Annotated in this window: 18 protein-coding genes; 11 read left to right on the plus strand and 7 right to left on the minus strand. The window is 35.9% G+C overall.

From position 1 onward, the window contains the following. Positions 1-70: 70 nt before the first annotated feature. From E0Y80_RS13520 to argC, 4 genes are read left to right on the plus strand one after another with little or no spacing between them, the layout of a single operon-like run. On the plus strand, positions 71-787 hold the full coding sequence (locus tag E0Y80_RS13520; protein WP_156308199.1) for a GNAT family N-acetyltransferase: 717 nt from the start codon (positions 71-73) through the stop codon (positions 785-787). 41 nt (positions 788-828) lie between these two features. Further along, positions 829-2,016: an argininosuccinate synthase gene (gene argG, locus E0Y80_RS13525; RefSeq protein ID WP_156308200.1), complete on the plus strand. Its 1,188-nt coding sequence runs from the start codon at positions 829-831 to the stop codon at positions 2,014-2,016. Further along, entirely contained in the window at positions 2,016-2,462 is a 447-nt protein-coding gene (locus E0Y80_RS13530) for a GNAT family N-acetyltransferase (protein ID WP_156308201.1), read from the plus strand. Before argG ends, E0Y80_RS13530 begins: the two co-directional genes overlap by 1 nt. A gap of 44 nt (positions 2,463-2,506) precedes the next feature. Continuing rightward, complete coding sequence (gene argC, locus E0Y80_RS13535) at positions 2,507-3,526, plus strand: N-acetyl-gamma-glutamyl-phosphate reductase (RefSeq protein ID WP_156308202.1); 1,020 nt, start codon at positions 2,507-2,509, stop codon at positions 3,524-3,526. 102 nt (positions 3,527-3,628) lie between these two features. Here argC and E0Y80_RS13540 read toward each other — a convergent pair whose 3' ends face one another. The 3 genes from E0Y80_RS13540 to sucC form a co-directional block, all read right to left on the minus strand. Continuing rightward, positions 3,629-4,441: a hypothetical protein gene (locus E0Y80_RS13540; RefSeq protein WP_156308203.1), complete on the minus strand. Its 813-nt coding sequence runs from the start codon at positions 4,439-4,441 to the stop codon at positions 3,629-3,631. A 67-nt stretch (positions 4,442-4,508) separates the two neighbouring features. After that, positions 4,509-5,822, minus strand: coding sequence for a glutamate-1-semialdehyde 2,1-aminomutase (gene hemL / locus E0Y80_RS13545; protein ID WP_156308204.1), 1,314 nt, complete (start codon positions 5,820-5,822; stop codon positions 4,509-4,511). Positions 5,823-6,016: 194 nt separating this feature from the next. After that, the gene (sucC, locus tag E0Y80_RS13550; protein ID WP_094257844.1) at positions 6,017-7,216 is read right to left on the minus strand and encodes an ADP-forming succinate--CoA ligase subunit beta; all 1,200 of its coding nucleotides are present in this window, start codon (positions 7,214-7,216) and stop codon (positions 6,017-6,019) included. 146 nt (positions 7,217-7,362) lie between these two features. Here sucC and E0Y80_RS13555 point away from each other — a divergent pair, with 146 nt between their 5' ends. The 6 genes from E0Y80_RS13555 (at position 7,363) to E0Y80_RS13580 (ending at position 13,091) form a co-directional block, all read left to right on the plus strand. Continuing rightward, complete coding sequence (locus E0Y80_RS13555; protein WP_156308205.1) at positions 7,363-8,016, plus strand: ABC transporter ATP-binding protein; 654 nt, start codon at positions 7,363-7,365, stop codon at positions 8,014-8,016. 1 nt (position 8,017) lies between these two features. Next, positions 8,018-8,485 (plus strand): ATP-grasp domain-containing protein, encoded by a 468-nt coding sequence (locus E0Y80_RS13560; RefSeq protein WP_156308206.1) that lies wholly within the window; start codon positions 8,018-8,020, stop codon positions 8,483-8,485. A 3-nt stretch (positions 8,486-8,488) separates the two neighbouring features. Beyond that, complete coding sequence (locus E0Y80_RS13565) at positions 8,489-9,046, plus strand: HAD family hydrolase (protein ID WP_156308207.1); 558 nt, start codon at positions 8,489-8,491, stop codon at positions 9,044-9,046. Next, a complete protein-coding gene (locus tag E0Y80_RS13570) occupies positions 9,046-10,542 on the plus strand; it encodes a S41 family peptidase (RefSeq protein ID WP_156308208.1) in 1,497 nt (498 codons plus the stop codon). Before E0Y80_RS13565 ends, E0Y80_RS13570 begins: the two co-directional genes overlap by 1 nt. Positions 10,543-10,612: 70 nt before the next feature. Next, on the plus strand, positions 10,613-12,052 hold the full coding sequence (locus E0Y80_RS13575) for a S41 family peptidase (protein ID WP_156308209.1): 1,440 nt from the start codon (positions 10,613-10,615) through the stop codon (positions 12,050-12,052). A 28-nt stretch (positions 12,053-12,080) separates the two neighbouring features. Next, a complete protein-coding gene (locus E0Y80_RS13580; RefSeq protein WP_156308210.1) occupies positions 12,081-13,091 on the plus strand; it encodes a LacI family DNA-binding transcriptional regulator in 1,011 nt (336 codons plus the stop codon). 5 nt (positions 13,092-13,096) lie between these two features. Here E0Y80_RS13580 and E0Y80_RS13585 read toward each other — a convergent pair whose 3' ends face one another. From E0Y80_RS13585 to E0Y80_RS13595, 3 genes are all read right to left on the minus strand, one after another. After that, on the minus strand, positions 13,097-13,513 hold the full coding sequence (locus tag E0Y80_RS13585; protein ID WP_156308211.1) for an OsmC family protein: 417 nt from the start codon (positions 13,511-13,513) through the stop codon (positions 13,097-13,099). Between the two features lie 193 nt (positions 13,514-13,706). Next, entirely contained in the window at positions 13,707-15,008 is a 1,302-nt protein-coding gene (locus E0Y80_RS13590; protein WP_156308212.1) for an SGNH/GDSL hydrolase family protein, read from the minus strand. A 19-nt stretch (positions 15,009-15,027) separates the two neighbouring features. Further along, on the minus strand, positions 15,028-16,248 hold the full coding sequence (locus E0Y80_RS13595; RefSeq protein WP_156308213.1) for an OmpP1/FadL family transporter: 1,221 nt from the start codon (positions 16,246-16,248) through the stop codon (positions 15,028-15,030). Between the two features lie 173 nt (positions 16,249-16,421). Between E0Y80_RS13595 and tpx the strand changes: the two genes are divergently transcribed. Further along, positions 16,422-16,919 (plus strand): thiol peroxidase, encoded by a 498-nt coding sequence (gene tpx / locus E0Y80_RS13600; protein ID WP_156308214.1) that lies wholly within the window; start codon positions 16,422-16,424, stop codon positions 16,917-16,919. Positions 16,920-17,031: 112 nt separating this feature from the next. Here tpx and E0Y80_RS13605 read toward each other — a convergent pair whose 3' ends face one another. After that, entirely contained in the window at positions 17,032-18,207 is a 1,176-nt protein-coding gene (locus tag E0Y80_RS13605; protein ID WP_156308215.1) for a trans-sulfuration enzyme family protein, read from the minus strand. Between the last annotated feature and the right edge of the window lie 282 nt (positions 18,208-18,489).

Below are 18,489 nucleotides of genomic sequence, written 5' to 3' on the forward strand. Positions count from 1 at the left end.
ATGAATGATATTCAAATTAGATTTTTAGTTCAAATACTTTGGTATTTATTTTTTAGGTCGACATTATTAAATGACAATCTCAGATTTTTTAATTATTCCAGCAGCGGCAGATCATGTGAAATATGCCGAAGAAGTCTGTAATGAAATGTTTGAGTCTGCAAAGGCTCGTGGAACCGGTATCGCACGTAGAAAACCAGAATACGTTGCACGTAAAATGGAAGAGGGCAAAGCCGTAATCGCTTTGCATAAAGACGGTACTTGGGCTGGATTCTGTTATATTGAAACATGGAGTCATGGTGATTATGTCGCTAATTCAGGCCTTATTGTAAATCCTGTGTTCCGTAAAGTTGGCCTAGCCAAAGCAATTAAAAAAAGAGTGTTTGAACTCTCTAGAGAAAAATACCCTCATTCTAAGATTTTCGGATTGACAACAGGATTAGCTGTAATGAAAATCAACTCCGACCTAGGATATGAACCTGTGACCTATTCTGAATTAACTCAAGACGAAGAATTCTGGAAAGGTTGCCAATCTTGTGTTAATTACGATATCTTAATGTCTAAAGATCGCAAAAATTGTATGTGTACGGCGATGCTTTGGGATCCTGTCGAAAAAGAAAAAGAACTTAAAGAAAAAATTCAGCGTAAAGCTGAAGCAAAGGAACGATTGGATAGAATCTCCAAAAAACAGTCTCTCCTAAAAAGAATTGAAGCGAAACTGTGGAGATCAACTAAGAAATTTGTTGCTGCGGTATTTCCCGTAGGTGCTAGACCTGTAAAAGGTTTTTAATTTGTTATTTTTGTTATTATCAGTATATAAATCATTATAAAATGAAAAAAGTAGTTTTAGCTTTTAGTGGTGGATTAGATACTTCATTCTGTTGTATTTATCTATCTCGTGACTTAGGAATGGAAGTTCACTCTGTTATTGTTAATACCGGAGGTTTTTCTGAAGAAGAATTAAAGAATGTCGAAAAAAGAGCCTATGATTTAGGTGTTAAGTCACATACCACAATTGATGAAACTGAAGATTATTACCAGGATACCATTAAGTATTTGATCTTTGGTAATGTTTTGAAAAATGCTACCTATCCTCTTTCCGTTTCAGCAGAACGTGTTTCTCAAGCTACAGCAATTGCAAACTATGCAAAAAGTATTTCCGCAGAATGTGTCGCTCATGGATCAACTGGGGCAGGTAACGATCAAGTTCGTTTTGACATGATCTTCCAAACATTAATTCCAGGCGTAGAGATTATTACTCCGATCCGTGACCTTCAATTGTCTCGTGAGGATGAAATCGAATACCTTAATAAGCACGGAGTTGAGTATTCTGCTGAAAAAGCTAAATATTCTATTAATAAAGGCCTATGGGGAACTTCAGTTGGTGGAGCCGAAACCTTAACTTCAAATAAATATCTTCCTGAAAGTGCTTGGCCTACTCCATTAACTTCTACGGAACCTCAAAAAATCACTATAGATTTTGAAAAAGGGCAGCCTGTAGCGTTGAATGGAAATAAATTAGGACCTGTTAAAGTTATTCAAGAACTGCAGGCTTTAGCTCAGCCTTATGGTATTGGTCGTGATATACATGTTGGTGATACTATTATTGGAATTAAAGGACGTGTTGGATTCGAAGCTGCCGGCCCAATTATTTTAATCAAAGCTCACCATACTTTAGAAAAACATACGCTAACGAAGTGGCAATTATCTTGGAAAGATCAATTAGCAGCTTTCTATGGGAATTATATGCATGAAGGTCAGATGCATGACCCTGTTATGCGTGATATGGAAGCTTTCCTTCAGAGTTCTCAAGAAACCGTCTCAGGACGTGTATTTGTGGAACTGCACCCTCACCGCTTCGTTATTTTAGGAATTGAGTCAGAACATGATTTGATGTCTAACAAATTCGGTAGCTATGGTGAAATGAATAAGGGCTATACAGGTGATGATGTAAAAGGTTTCTCGAAAATTTTCGGTAACCAAACCATTATTTGGCATAAAGTAAATCATAAAGATTAATGATAATTGAAGCCGACCTTAATCACTTAGAGGACCTCGCTCCACTATTTGACTCATACCGAGTTTTTTATAAGCAAGATTCGGATCTTGAAAGGGGAAAAGCTTTTCTGAAATCGAGAATCGAAAATAATGAGTCTATTATTTATATGTTCTATAAGGATGGTAAAGCCGTAGGTTTTACCCAGCTTTATCCAAAATATTCTTCTGCAAGATTAATCAAAAATTGGATTCTTAATGATCTGTATGTTGATGAAAATTATAGAAGGGAAGGAATTGCTAAACAGCTTATAAATAAGGCAGTTTCGTTTTCTAATGATCAAGAAGCAGAGTTTATTCAATTAGAGACTCAGAATAGTAATAGTAATGCTCAATTATTATATCATAAAATGAATTTTCAAATTCAGGATTCTGATCAAGAATTTATTTTATTTAAAAGATTTTTATAATTAATAGGGCACGTTTTTTAAGGTGCCCTTTTTATTTATTTATTATGGAAAAAATTAAAGTAGGAATTGTTGGGTCGGCTGGTTATACTGGTGGTGAGTTATTAAGATTATTAATCTTTCACCCCAACGTAGAGATTATTTTCGCGAATAGTGCTTCTAATGCAGGTAATAAACTATCTGACGTACATAATGACTTATTTGGTGATACCGAATTGACATTCTCATCTGATTTTCATTCTAATATAGACGTTTTGTTCCTATGTGTGGGACATGGTGATGCAAGGAAATTTTTAGATGCTAATCCAATTGACCCTTCTGTAAAAATTATTGACCTTTCTCAAGATTATAGATTAAAGAATCGTGTTGAATATCAAGGAAAGAATTTTATCTATGGGCTTCCTGAGTTGAATAAAGAGGCTATTAAAACTGCGCATTATATTGCTAACCCTGGATGTTTTGCAACAAATATTCAGTTGGCATTATTGCCATTAGCAAGCAAAGGATTGTTGCCTGATCAAATTCATGTCAATGCTACTACTGGTTCTACAGGTGCTGGACAAAAACCAAGTGCTACAACTCATTTCTCTTGGCGGAATAATAACCTTTCTGCTTATAAATCGTTTGAACATCAACATTTACAAGAAATATCAGAGTCTCTGAATCAATTGCAGGACAATTTCCTCCCAATCGGCGACGGGTCATTATTAGATAGAGCGGCTCAAAGGATTAATTTTATACCTCAACGAGGAGATTTTGCTAGAGGAATTTTTTCTGCAATCTATGTTGAGACTGATTTATCGGAGGATCAAGCTTATGAGTTGTTTGAAACTTATTATGCTGAACACCCATTTACTCATGTTTCTAGAGCTAATATCGATTTGAAACAAGTTGTAAATACCAATAAGAGTATTATACATCTTGAAAAACATGGTAATAAACTGCTTATCCTTAATGTGACTGATAATCTGCTGAAAGGAGCGTCTGGACAGGCGGTTCAAAATATGAATTTGATGTTCGGATTGGATGAAAAGGCTGGTCTGGGATTAAAATCCGTTGGCTTTTAAATATAAAATTTTTATGAATAAAGCTTTCCTTGAAAGCTGTTATTAAAATGCATAAAAAAAGGGCTGAATTACAAATTCAGCCCTTTATTGTTATTGGGAATTCTATTTCTCCAATAAATTAATTTTTCTCTCAACAGAAACATTGTCACCTGTTACAGCATTTCCATCTTTGTCTACCAAAGTTAGTTTTACTGTAGCTTCTCCTAATGGAAGGTTAAGGATTTCGTAAGGAACCCATTGATCTAAAGTAAAGTCTTGTCCATTAATGTTAGCTTTTACTTTGTAGTTGTCTGCGCCTAAAGTTGCGTTGGCAACAAAGAAGTCTAATAATAAAGCTTTTGTTTCTTCACCTTTGTAGTCTCCTTTTGGTCTGCTATAGAATAAAGAAGGTTCAGTTGGAGCTGGAAGCTCTGCAATCTTACCATCTGCTTCAACCTTAAATTTGATTAATTTAGAAGCGTCTGCAGTCTTTATAGATTCATGAAATGATCGAGACAAGAAAGACATTAAATAATGCTCAGAGTTTACAGGTACTGTAAAACTGTGCTCTGGTTTGTATAATGCCGCATATGGTGTATTATCCAAAATAAAGTGGATGTGTTGTCCATCATGCGAGTTGGCCATATGGTGGGTATGTTCAGTCTGCTCAGTTAATTTGAAGTTTTGAACATCATATTTTACCGTGATTTTTGCTGAATCTGTACCAACTTTCTCAGAAGTCAATGATGATATTTTTAAGGTAGCTCCTGGAAAATCCTTAGCATGTTGAAGTGGATTTACTGCTATAGCGCCTACTGTGTCTGCTAATGCTGTTGAATCCTTAACTTCGCCTTCTTGATTTTTTGTAGGGGTATTACATGAAGCAAGTACCGCTGTTGCAGCTAATACTGCTAATGCTGATTTAAGTGTTCTCATTTTTAAAATAATATTTAGTCGAAATATGTTTGATTACTAAACAAATATAAACGATAATTGTTTAATTTTATTGAAAAACAATATGTAATGATTCTTTTATTGCTGCTAGTGTCTTTTTTAAATCCTCCTCTGTATGTGCCGCTGAAATAAATCCTACCTCATATCCAGAAGGTCCAAAATATATTCCTCGGTTCAATAATTCCCTGTGCATGATTTTGTACTTTTCCATGGATGCTGGATCAATTTCATCTGCACGTTGGATTTTTTCTTGATCAGTAAAGGCAAACCAAAATATTGAACCTATCGTAGTCAGACTTACTTGGTAGTTGTTTTCCTTAATAAATGAACGTAATTCTTCAACAAATTCTTTGGTAGTTTGCTCTAATCTCTCGTAAAATCCTGGCTGTGCAAGGATTTTCAATGCAGCAATACCTGCGGCCATAGCAACTGGATTGCCAGAAAGTGTACCAGCTTGGTAAACGGCACCATCTGGTGATATATTACTCATTAATTCTTTGGATGCTCCATAGGCACCAACCGGCATACCACCACCAATTATTTTTCCATAGGTGATAATGTCTGGTTGGATATCATAATATTTTGATGCTCCTTCAAATCCTAATCTGAACCCAGTAATTACTTCGTCCATAATCAACAAGGAACCGTTTTCCTTGGTTATCGATCTTAAGAAATCTATATAGTCCTTATCCTGAATTAATAAGCCATTGTTTGCTGGAACACCTTCAATAATCACCGCTGCAATTTGACCTTTAAAGTCTTCGAATACAGCTTTCAATGCCTCTTTATCATTTAATGCAATGACAATTGTTTCATCTGCAAAAGCCTTTGGAACACCTGCTGAGGATGTCTCTCCGAAGGTCACAAGACCTGATCCTGCTTTCACAAGCAAGGAATCGGAATGGCCATGATAACAGCCTTCAAATTTTACTATTTTATCACGTTTGGTAAATCCACGTGCTAATCGAATAGCCGACATTACAGCTTCTGTACCGGAACTTACAAAACGTATTTTTTCAATTTTCTTATTATTATTTAGAATCAATTCTGCAAGATCATTCTCAAGTGAGGTAGGTGCTCCAAAACTTAACCCTTTCCCTAATTGTTCTTCAACCGCCGCTTTGATTTCAGGGGTATTGTGTCCTAAGATTAAAGGACCCCATGAACAGCAATAGTCGATAAATTCATTCCCATCAGCGTCCCATAAATGTGCTCGGTCTCCGCGTTCAATAAATAAAGGGGTTCCATAAACTGATTTAAAGGCTCGTACTGGAGAATTTACCCCTCCTGGGAAGTATTGCTTAGCTTTTTCAAATAACTTCGCCGACTTTTCACGTGAAATATCCGAAGTAGATGTTGTCATAGTCTTCTGTTTGATTGTGTAGAACAAAATTAATATTTAGTAGTTAGTATTTGGTATTTAGTCCCTGATAAGTTTGAAAAATAGGGATTATGACGAAAATGTGGCTTTAGGATAGATATTTTAAAAATGCTAGAGCCATAGCTAAAACAAAGAAAGCTCCACTATGGGAGCTTTCTCTTATTTTTTTGGTATTCTTATTTACCTTCTTCTAGAACTTTAGTAACTAGTTCAGCCGCTTCTTTTAATAAGATAGCTGAATATACTTGTAATCCAGAATTATCAATCAATTCTTTCGCTTCTTTTGCGTTAGTTCCTTGTAAACGAACGATAATTGGAACCGGGATATTTCCGATTTCATTATAAGCGTCAATTACACCTTGAGCAACACGGTCACAACGAACGATACCTCCAAAGATGTTAATTAAGATCGCTTTTACATTAGGATCTTTTAAGATGATATTGAAACCAGCTTTTACAGTTTCAGCATTTGCAGTACCACCAACATCTAAGAAGTTTGCAGGTTCACCACCAGCAATTTTAATGATGTCCATCGTTGCCATAGCTAAACCAGCACCGTTTACCATACATCCTACGTTACCATCAAGTTTAACATAGTTAAGGTTGAATTCTCCAGCTTCTACTTCGGTTGGATCTTCTTCAGTAATATCACGTAATGCTGCAATTTCTGGATGACGGTATAATGCGTTTTCATCCAAATTAACTTTAGCATCTACAGCTAAGATTTTATCATCTGAAGTTTTTAATACAGGGTTAATCTCAAACATAGATGCATCTATTGAATCATATGCTTTGTATAATGCCGCAACAAATTTAACCATGTCCTTATGTGCCGCTCCTGAAAGTCCTAAGTTGAAAGCAATCTTACGTGCTTGAAATCCTTGAAGACCTACTTTTGGATCAATCTCTTCCTTGAAAATTAAATGTGGAGTTTTTTCTGCAACCTCTTCGATATCCATACCTCCTTCAGTCGAATACATAATAATGTTACGACCTGTAGCACGGTCTAAAAGTACAGACATGTAGAATTCTTTGGTTTCGCTATCACCTGGATAGTAAACATCCTGGGCAATTAAAACCTTGTTAACTTTTTTACCTTCTGGACCAGTCTGTGGAGTTACTAGTTGCATACCGATGATGTCTGTTGCTCGTTGCAATACTTCATCTTGGTTTTTTGCTAACTTAACACCACCACCTTTACCACGGCCACCCGCATGGATTTGTGCTTTTACCACAACCCAATCCGAGTTGAATTCTTCCTTCATTCTCTTAGCAGCCTCAACAGCTTGCTCTGGGGTTTCGGCAACAATACCTTCTTGTACTCTTACTCCGAAACTCTTAAGTATTTCTTTTCCTTGATATTCGTGAATGTTCATTGATAAAAAAATTTGCTGTAAAAATAGCGTATTTATTCGGAAGGGACAAGTTATTATTACGATTAAATTGCGCTAATTTCAATCGTACCCTATTTATTATATTTCCATTTCAACCACTTGTTTTTGTTTTTTATTATTTTCGCAATATGATCTTAAAGGCCAATAATATTTTTAAGTCCTATGCTGACCTTGAAATTCTGAAAGGTGTCAGTATCTCTGTCAAAAAAGGAGAGATTGTTTCAATTGTTGGGGCGTCTGGTGCCGGTAAAAGTACCTTGTTGCATATTATTGGAACACTCGATAAACCCGATAAAGGAACTGTCCTTATCGAAGGTGAAGACGTCTTCGCATTAAATGAAAAACAATTGAGTGACTTCAGAAATAAGCATATAGGATTTGTATTTCAATTTCATCATCTGCTGCCTGAATTTACCGCATTAGAAAATGTTTGTATTCCTGGATTTATAGCTGGGCAAGATAAAAAGTCTGTTGAAAATAGAGCAATGGAATTGTTGGGGATTCTAGGTGTTGAACATCGGGCAAATCATAAACCTGCTGCGATGTCCGGTGGTGAACAGCAACGCGTATCTGTTGCCCGGGCATTAATCAACAACCCTACATTAATCTTAGCTGACGAACCATCAGGTAATTTAGATTCTGAAAATGCAACCGCATTACATCAGCTTTTCTTTGAATTGAGGGAAAAAATGCAGCAAACTTTTATTATTGTTACCCATAATGAGGAATTGGCCAGAATCTCAGACCGAACTATTCATATGAGAGATGGATTAATCTATTAATATGCAAAAATTACTGATCACTTTTGGAACGAGGCCATTGGCTCAAAGACTTCATAAAATGCTAAATCCTCATTTTCAAATTATATTTGCTACATCAGAAGAGGTACCTACTTTTTTAGCTGCTAACTACCAAAAAATCCCAACAGGTCTAAATCCGACTTTTGCTCATGAAGCCTTAAAACTATGCTTAGACAAGCAAATCGACTGTATTTTGCCTTTAGGGTTATCTGAAATCCAGTCTTTGAGCTCAGCAAATGTATTATTTGAAGAATATGGAATCCATATTTTGGCACCAAACCAAGAAAATTTGAATGAGTTATTTGTGCTGGAAAACCCGGCTTCTTCGGTTGATTTAATTCTTTGTCAAGATGGTAAAAGTTTGATCTCTGAAAAAGATTTAGGAATTAAAATTAGCGGATTATTTGCCCTTGCTGATGAGGGGGATGATTTAGCCCTATGTACTATTTAAAAAATGATAGATTTTTCTCATATCCCTCAAAATAAAAAATTGTTTCTTTTTGAAATTGACGATGTTCTCTTTCCCAAAAAGGATTATTTGTTACAAATATATTATCTGTTTGCTCAATTCGTGGAGTTTACAGAAGCTAGGCCAATCGCTTCAGAAATGATTGAGTTTATGAAGGAAACCTATTTGGAGCTAGGAGAGGAAGTAGTGTACAGCAAAACAGCTGAAAAATTTAATTTCTCGAATAATTACCATGAAAATTTTGAAAGATTGATGGCAAATGGACATTTACCTTTGAAATTATTCTTATATAATGAGATTAAGCTATTATTTGCCTCCATTATTGAGAGGGGAGCCAATATAGCTATTCTAACGAAGGGTAATCCTGTATTGCAGCTGAATAAACTGAAACACATGGATTGGCAAGGTTTCGATAAGAATGTAAAAATTTATTTTATAGACGAGTTAAACTTTAGAAATATTGAACCATTTAGTTATATTGCTTCTGAAAATCATCTAACAGAAAGTGATTTGATTTTCATTGAAGACAATTTATCTAAATAATGATGAAAAAATTTCTGTTAGCTGCTGTATTAGTTTCCTGTTTGTTTGGAACTAGCTGTAAAAAGGATTCAGTTCAACCAACTGACAAACCTGTAGATGAAGATAAAGAGATTCTCTTAAGAGATTCAACTTACTATTATTCCTTAGTATTTTCCCTTTGGGAGGATAAACTTCCACAACCTAAGGTGGATGCTAAAGGGGATGCAGATTTAAAAGCCTTTACAAATCCCTATAAGACTTCCGAAGAAGTTTTAGACGCTCTGAGAAAATACGCTACTGATGATCGATTTAGTTTTGTAGATCGTGCCGGAACGGTTAGTGAAGAAATCCAACAAGGCGTATATAAGGAAACAGGTGCTACACCCATATATTTGACGACCGTTGATCAAAATAACAATGAGGAAACAAAGCTGTATATAAAATTGGTTCAAAAAAATTCTCCTGCCGAAAAAGCTGGTTTAAAACGGGGAATGAGAATCGTAAGTATAAATGGTGATTCTAAATTGGATTATGCTACGGATGAAAAACAGAATTTCAAAAACTTTTATAAGTTAATTAATGGTGAAGGGACGCTGAATTTAGTGGTTCAAACAGCAGGAGAAACAAAAACCCAGACGATATCGGTGGCTGCTAATGCCTATAATATTGATCCTATATTAATCAAGAAAATTTTTACTGTAGGAAATAAAAAGGTAGGTTATTTATTTTATACTTCTTTTGTTAATGTTTATAGTCAATCGGGTACAAATGCCTATTATACGGCAATGGTTAATGCTTTCAAAGAATTTGAAACAGCAAACGTCAATGAATTGGTTGTCGACTTAAGATATAACGGTGGCGGTTCAACTAGTTCTGCTGAACTATTAGCAAATCTCATCGCTCCGACGGCAACTGCTAAAGGAAAAATGTACGACTATAAAGTAAATAAGAATTTAGTCGAAGCTGGTTGGGTTGATGAGTCAGATCCAAAAGCCCCTTTTAGGTCTGTCAATTTTAATAAAACCAATAGCTTAAATTTATCTAGAGTTTATTTCTTGGGAACAACAGGAACTGCTTCTGCTAGTGAATTAGTTATCAATGTTCTTAAACCTTATATGAATGTCGAAATTATCACGACAAACGGCAAAGGAACTTACGGAAAACCAGTTGGATTCTTTGGGTATCCTGTAGTTGATGAATACGCCGATTTATATATTACCTCCTTCCAAATGCTAAATAAGGATGGCTTTGGTGATTATTTTAATGGTTTAAAAGGTACTAAAACAGATGCACGTGATGGTTTCTTAACGCAATTGGGTGAACAAAATGAGTCCATGCTGGCAACTGCACTAGATCATATCGCTACTGGAAGTTATTCTGCAAAAGCGTCGGCAAGAAGTACAAAAACTGCTGCCGAACGTATTCAAACACCTTCTCAGCCTGATGTAAATCAGTACAGAAAGAATATGTACAAATTTTCAGAGCAAAGATTGCCAATTCTGCCAATACAGAATTAATCTTTCCTTAAAAATTTGAGTCAATTATTGGAATCAAATTTGTATGATTTGATTTCTCTTATTTATACGAATGAAAAACACGTTTCTAGGAAAGCTATTGGTATTATTAACAATAGTTTCATTAATAGGTTGTAAAAAAGATGTAAAGGAAATTGATCCACCACCACGTCCAGATGGGGGGGACCGTAGCATCGACCAACAGGTTCTAGATAGTGTTTACTCCAAGTATAAATATTTGTCATATTGGGAGTCATCCATTGAAGTTGCCAATCCAATTTCAAAATTAACGGATAAATACACGGATTATAATGCCCTTCTCTCTTATTTGATGGGGCAGACTCCGGCAAAAACAGATTATAAATTTCATCCAAATTATGACGGTCCATTGGATCGATTCTCTTGGATCGAAGATATTGAAACGGATTCAAAAGCATCGATTAGAGCTGACCTTGCTGATGGCTATGGGTTATATATGGCATTTGACGGGAATAGAAATGATAGTTTATTCGTTTTCTTCGTTGAAGGTGGTTCTCCAGGTGAAAAAGCCGGAATAAAACGTGGCGATAAAGTCCTTGAAATGCAAGGGGATAAAAAAATGATCTATGCTAATAAAACCAAGATAGACGAGTATATCGACGGTAAGACACTAAGTATTAAAACAGAAAGCATTTCTAAAGTTCAAAAATCATATAATTTAACGTACACCTCTTATGACATTCAACCTTTTCAATTAGGAAAAGTCTTTACCGAAAATGGCATGAAAGCTGGGTATATCGGCCTTTCTTCTTTTGAGGAATTGACTTCTGGAGGTACTGATACCAAAATGAAACGTGGAATAGATTCAACTTTTAATGATTTTGGAACTCAAAATATCAACAACCTTATTGTTGATTTAAGATATAATGGTGGTGGATATGTGAGCACTGCGATCTATCTTTTAAATAAGATTATTAATAGTTCCGGAAATGGAAAAGTAATGTTTAAATATGATTTGAACAAAAACCTTAAAAAAGAACGTGATCAAGGTAGTCAAGAATTTGTTGATGAAATCTTCAAAAAAAATAACAGCACCGAAATTACGAATGTTGTCTTTCTTGTTAGTGACTATACTGCCTCAGCAAGTGAAATTGTCATTTCAGCTCTAAAGCCCTATATGAATGTAAAAATTGTAGGGGATGATGGTGCAACCTATGGGAAACCTGTTGGCTTTTTTAGGGAAGATATTTTAAATAAAGCCGGGTTATGGGCTGCCTCCTTTAAAATTATTAATGCAGCGAACTATACAGATTATTGGGATGGTATTCCTGCTGATTATCCATTTATAGATGATAATTTTTATAAGCAATTAGGAGATCCTACTGAAGACATGACGAGAAAAGCCTTGGATGTGTTACTCAGTATCTCGGGTAAAAAGGCTTCAACAAGGTCATCAAGGATTCAAAGCTCTTCAATGAAGAATGTTCGAGAACTGAATAAAATCCCGCCTCGCAATATGTTAAAGGATAAATAAATCATTATTTAATTATTAACTTTGACCTATGGCAGGAAACAAACCAACTACGATTAAAGAAATCGCTAGGAAACTAAAGATTTCTCCTTCTACAGTGTCTAGAGCATTAAATGATCATCCAAGTATTGGACTCGTTACTACCATGCGCGTGAAGAAAATGGCCGAAGAAATGGCATATGAGCCAAATCAAACCGCTATTTTCTTTAAGCAAAGAAAGACATTTACAATTGGGGTCATCCTTCCTAAACTTTCAGAACCTTTCTTCTCAGAAGCTATTAGTGCCATTGAAACGGTAGCTGAAGAAAAAAAATATACCGTATTATTGGGCCAGTCTCTAGATGATGAGAATAGGGAACTTAATATTATCCAAACATTTAAAAAACATAGGGTAGATGGAATATTGATTTCTATGAGTAAGAATACTGGAAATACAGATTTTCTCACTCTACTTGCTAAAACTGAAATTCCAATTGTATTTTTTGATTGTGTTCCAGACCTTCCAAATGTACATAAGATCTATAGCGACTTAGAATCGGGTATGATCGAAGCTATCGATGCATTTATTGACCGTGGTCATAGCAAAATTGCTTTGATTAATGGCCCTGAATCATTATTGGCATCTAAAGAACGTGCTGATGCATTTAAAAGTGCTCTCAAAAAGAATAAAATCCCTTTTGATTCCAATTTTATTGTCAATACAGATTTAACAGAACATGGAAATGAAGCTGCTATGGAAAAAATCTGTTCGTTGATAGATCGACCATCTGCGGTGATTTCTTTTAATGATTTCGTTACCTTAGATCTTATTCGATATGCGAAACAGCGGGGGATAGTCTTGAACCAAGATATGTTTTTCATTAGCTATGCAAATTATCCTCTATGGAAATATATGGATAACCCGCCTATGGGAAGTATCGAACAATACCCCGAAAAACAAGCTCATAAAGCTGCTGAAATATTGTTCGATTGTATTGATAAGAAAGAATATACTAACGACGCTCAAGTGGTCGTTTTCCCTTCAAAATTAGTACTTAAATAAAAATCTTAGTTGATTTGAATGCTATAGGTAATGTCGATTCCGCCATTAGCCAACATATCATGTACTGAACAATATTTTTTTACCGCTAATTCAGCCGCCTTTTGAGCTTTCGCCTCGTCAATTTGACCTTTTAGCTTAAATGATATGTGAATTTTAGTAAAGATGTTTGGGATTTCTTCCCTACGTTCGCCTTGAACATCTACTTCAATATCTTGTAAATCCTGACGTTGTTTTTGTAAAATTGTCGTCAAGTCAAAAACGCTGCATGATCCTAAAGCCATCAAAACCAGCTCCATCGGTCTTACTCCTTTTCCTTCTCCACCGATTGATTCCGGACCATCAATGTTTACTTTTACGTTTGATAACTCACTAGAGGCTTCAAAATGTACGCCTTCATTCTGTCTTTTTAAATGAACTTTCATGTTTTAAGTTTTGATAATGTAAAGGTAGGTAAATTAGAATGATTCCTCCTTGCATTGAGATTTTGTATGCTGAATATGGAATTCATTTGATAATTCATCCTGCCGAGATCGAGAATAAAAATAAGAAGCCGTATCCTAAATTAATTTGGATACGGCTTCTTGATTATTTTAAAGCTAATGATTTAGCCAATTTTTAGTTAGGATACTTAACACCTCGATATTGACTGATGTCAAGCTTCGATATTTTGGAATCGTACTTCGAGTTGATGGCATCGATGAATAAATTAGCTACGATAGCATTTCCCATAGGTGTAAGGTGAACCCCATCTAAGGAGAAAGCATTGCCAGTAATAAATGCTGCTGAAATATGAACACCATTATAGTTATAACCCGCTTTTACTTTATTCAAAAATGCATGAACATCGGCAATTGCCAGATCTTTAGAGGTAGCTATCGCTTTAATTTTATCATTATATGCTTTTACTCGAGCTGTTACAGCCGCAACTTCAGCCTTATCTAAAACATATTTATCTTCAATAGGATTCATTGGGTGCATACCATAAGGTATTTTTAAATCATTTGGAACACCTAATAAAGCTGTTGGAAAGGTTAAGACAATTAAGTCTTCCGCTGTCGCTGCTCTTGGACCGGTTTTAGTCGCTATAAATACATTTTTAGCTGCACCGCCTGATGCTGCTTCCACTGCCGCATTCAAGCGCGCAGTAGTAACCGTATTCATAAATGGAATCGACGTAACGTCAGGTATTGTTGCTACTACACCTTTCGAACCTTTTGCAGTTAATGCAGTAATGAATGTGTTATATGCAAATTCAAAGGTCGGTACATCGGTGAGCTTTTTCGTCGGATCTTCAGACTCAGCGGCACCATTCATTGCATAACCTAATACATCATTATTCCCTAACCAGAAGCTGAAAAAAGTATGCTCATGTGAAGATGCATATTCAACATATTTTAATGCTGGGGAGGTACCCTCTGGCAATAATCGCTCGAAATATGGATTTCCAGCTACCGTTCCAATGCCCGGAGCCATAGACATATCCAAACGCATCCCTGGTACGCCTAAATTCTGAATTGGTTCTGTATATTTTGTATATAATGGTCCACCGCTTGGACTTTTGCCTCGAATAGCTAATTTATCAGTAACAGGTTCCATTACGGGGTTGCCATCAACCAATGATTTTAACCTAATATAACCAGAACCATTCTCTTGTTCCGTACTAAAGAATGGAGAGGTAAATTCACCTCCACCTACTAATTTGAATTGTTCTGCCATCAAATTCGGAAATGCGACCTTCTGTCCTTCTAAATATAGTCCGTTGTCAGCATAACCGGATGTTAGCGAGTTTCCAACTGCGATGAATTTAGAAAAGTCAGCTGTTCCCTTGCTGGTCTCCAACTCATCAAGGGTTGGAGCACATGATGTTGCCAAGCCTAATAGGGCAAGTCCAATATATAATTTAAAATTCTTTTTCATTGTTTTCATAATTTAAGACCTACCAATAGTAAGAAACAGAAATACCAGGTGCATGAATGTTCGTTTCATATGCTCCCCTTAATTGAGTCTCCGCATTCGTTGTGGTACGCTTCAATATTTTTTGGAATACATAAGCTGCTGACATTTGCCAATTTGGTGAAAACTTATAGGTCACACCCCCCGCTGCCATGACACGATTGTTATCTGGCGTCTCGGGATATACATATCTTGCTTGAACCGGTGTGTAAACGTACCCAGCACCTACGCGTAAATCTAACTTGTCATTCACTTCATAGTTAATCCCTGCTTTTCCTGAAAACGCATTTTCATATTTCTTTTCTGAACGAGTGTCCTGTAATACTGGCGTATTGTTTTCATAGTCAAACACTAACTCCTTATAGATGCTATAATTGATGATAGATCCATCGATTGCCGCATCAACTTTTTCAGATAATGGAAAGGTAAGTCCTACATTGAATGAAGCTGGTAAAGGTAATTCCGCATCGAATTTTCCATTCGGAAAATTAGCTGCTAATGATCCAGGAACATCAAATGTTCCATCGCCACCTTTTAATTTTGTTATTACCTTTGAACGGTAATTCACTGATAATGCAAAAGTTTCATCTAAGGTATAGTGAACACCTAGATTATATCCCATTCCAGTTCCAGTTCCTTTTAATGTAGCTTGCCCTGTTTTTCCATCAGGATAGAATACAGGCAATGCTCTTCCTAAATCAACAAGACCAATATTATAAACAAATCCTCCACCTACACTGAATTGTTCCGTTAATTTAAAGCTTAAGGTAGGTTGAATGTAAATTGCACGCATGGATAAATGTGTTAGCGAGAATCTACCTGGCCATTCCGTCCCCCAATCTACTGATCCTCCAAATGGAGTATATACCCCGATACCTGCTTTCCACCATGCACCTTTCGGTCCAAATGTGGCATAGGCACCAAATGGTGGCGATATTTGGAATTTTGTGTGATGTACATCAGGGCTTCCTGCCTCTTGAAATGCAGATCTGTACATGATGGCGCTACCACCTATCTGTACCCCATTGTTCTCCATTTTCACTAATGCTCCAGGGTTATAAACGATGGATGTTTCATCAACAAAAAGTGCGGACCCTGCGCCCGCCATACCCACAGCTTTTTGACTTTGGGTATTAACTTGTGATCCCTGTGCTAATAATAGGGAAGGGGAAGCTAATAACAAACTGAGTAATAATTGTTTCATAGTAATTATTGATTAGCGTTTTTCAAATTCGATTTGATATGCTAACATAGTAAAATTTTATTAATTATAATAAAAAATTTGTCAAGAATTAATAAAAGACTGCTATTTGTTTTTATTCAAAACATAAATAAGGTATATTGGTTTTCAATATAAACAGATTTAAATAAATATTTATGGCTCAAGTATCATTTAAAGGTAATGCAGTGCATACCCAAGGAGATCTACCTCAAGTAGGCAGTGCAGCTCCTGACTTTACTTTAACCGCCGGTGATTTGTCACAAAAATCATTGAAAGATTTTGCAGGTAAGAAAGTTATTCTAAATATATTCCCAAGTATCGACACGGGTACTTGCGCAATGTCAGTACGCCAATTCAATGAAAAAGCTTCCGGATTAGATAATACTGTAGTTCTTTGTATTTCTAAAGATCTTCCTTTTGCGCAAAGTCGCTTCTGTGCTGCTGAAGGTCTTGATAATGTAATTACACTATCTGATTTCAAAGATGACTCTTTCGCCAATGCGTATGGTGTTAAATTCTCTGATGGTCCACTTCAAGGGCTTTTAAGTCGTTCTGTGGTCGTAGTGGACGAAAATGGAAATGTAAAATATACCGAACAAGTCGCTGAAACCGTCGAAGAACCTAACTACGAAGCAGCTCTAGCTGCGGTGTAAGTTGAGTATAGACATAAGACAGTAGACACAAGACACAAGGCAATAGACATTAGAAACTAGAAAGGCTCTAATGTCTTTTGTCTAATGTCTACTGTCTACTGTCTACAACTGTCTACCCCCGGCTTTTCTCAAGTGCCTGTAGGATATCGTCGATTATATCTTTTTGATCTTCGATACCTATTGAAAGCCTAACCGTTCCTGGCCTGATTCCTAATTTTTCTCTTTCTTCCTCTGTAAGCTTTGAATGTGTTGTCGATGCGGGGTGAGTTGCAATACTTCTTGAATCACCAAGGTTTGATGTGTACAAGATCATATTTAAGGCATCCAAAAATTGGAAAGCACGTTCTTTACCTCCTTTTACTTCAATGGTTACAATTCCACCTCCTGCTTTCATCTGTTTTTTCGCTAATTCATATTGAGGATGCGAAGGAAGGAATGGATATTTTACATCCAAAACCTCGGTGTTTTTTTCTAATTCTTCTGCTAATGCTAATGCATTTGAGCAATGTCTGTCCATTCGAAGGCCTAATGTTTCAATACTTTTAGATAATATCCAAGCATTGAATGCTGACATTGCAGGACCTGTGTGGCGAATTAAAAACATCATTTTATCAATTAGTTCTTGTTTGCCTACAACAACTCCTCCTAAAACCCGTCCCTGTCCATCCATATATTTCGTTGCTGAATGGATTGACAAATCGAAACCATAGGCTAATGGTTTTTGTAAATATGGAGTAGCAAAACAATTATCAATTGCAAAAATAATGTGAGGATACTTCTCCTTTAAACCACCTAACCATTCTAAATCTACGAGTTCTAATCCCGGATTTGATGGAGATTCTAGGAAGATAAATTTAGTATTAGGTTGTATAGCTTTTTCCCATTCTTCTGGGTTAATAGCATCTACATAGGTAGTCGTTACCCCCCATTTAGGGAACAGTTGTGTGAATAATTGATGAGTTGAACCAAAAATTGCCCTGGAAGAAACGATATGATCTCCCTGTTCTATAAATCCAGCAAACGTAGAAAATATAGCTCCCATTCCCGAGGCAAATGCTAATCCTGCTTCAGCCTCTTCTAATAAACATACCTTATTTATGAATTCAGTAGTGTTTGGATTGGCATATCTTGAATATACCATGGCTTCTTCTTCGTCTGCAAAAACAGCTCTTCCTTGTTCCGCACTGTCAAATATAAAGCTTGAAGTAAGATATAATGGAACCGAATGTTCTCGTAATGAAGAACGTTTGGCTTGCTCGCGTATAATTTTAGATTGTTCGTTGTTCATGATTAGCAAATTTATTCACTTTTCAATAAAAAGCACTAAGTCAAGGAGATAATTTTAACCTTAATTTGAAAAAAAATGTATGCAAACCTTTGATTATCTCATTTTTATTGAAATATAATGTTAATTAAAAGAAGTTCAATTCGATTATTGATAAAGCATTAAATCAATCATTTACCTTTGACATCTACTAATAGCTGTTAAATCTTCAAAATTTAGTATTATTCCTGTTGAAATAGGAAATTAATCACTGAATCTTTGCAGATTTCTGTATCTTGAGAATTT

Source organism: Sphingobacterium endophyticum (genome assembly GCF_009733535.1).
GTDB classification, from domain to species: domain Bacteria; phylum Bacteroidota; class Bacteroidia; order Sphingobacteriales; family Sphingobacteriaceae; genus Sphingobacterium; species Sphingobacterium endophyticum.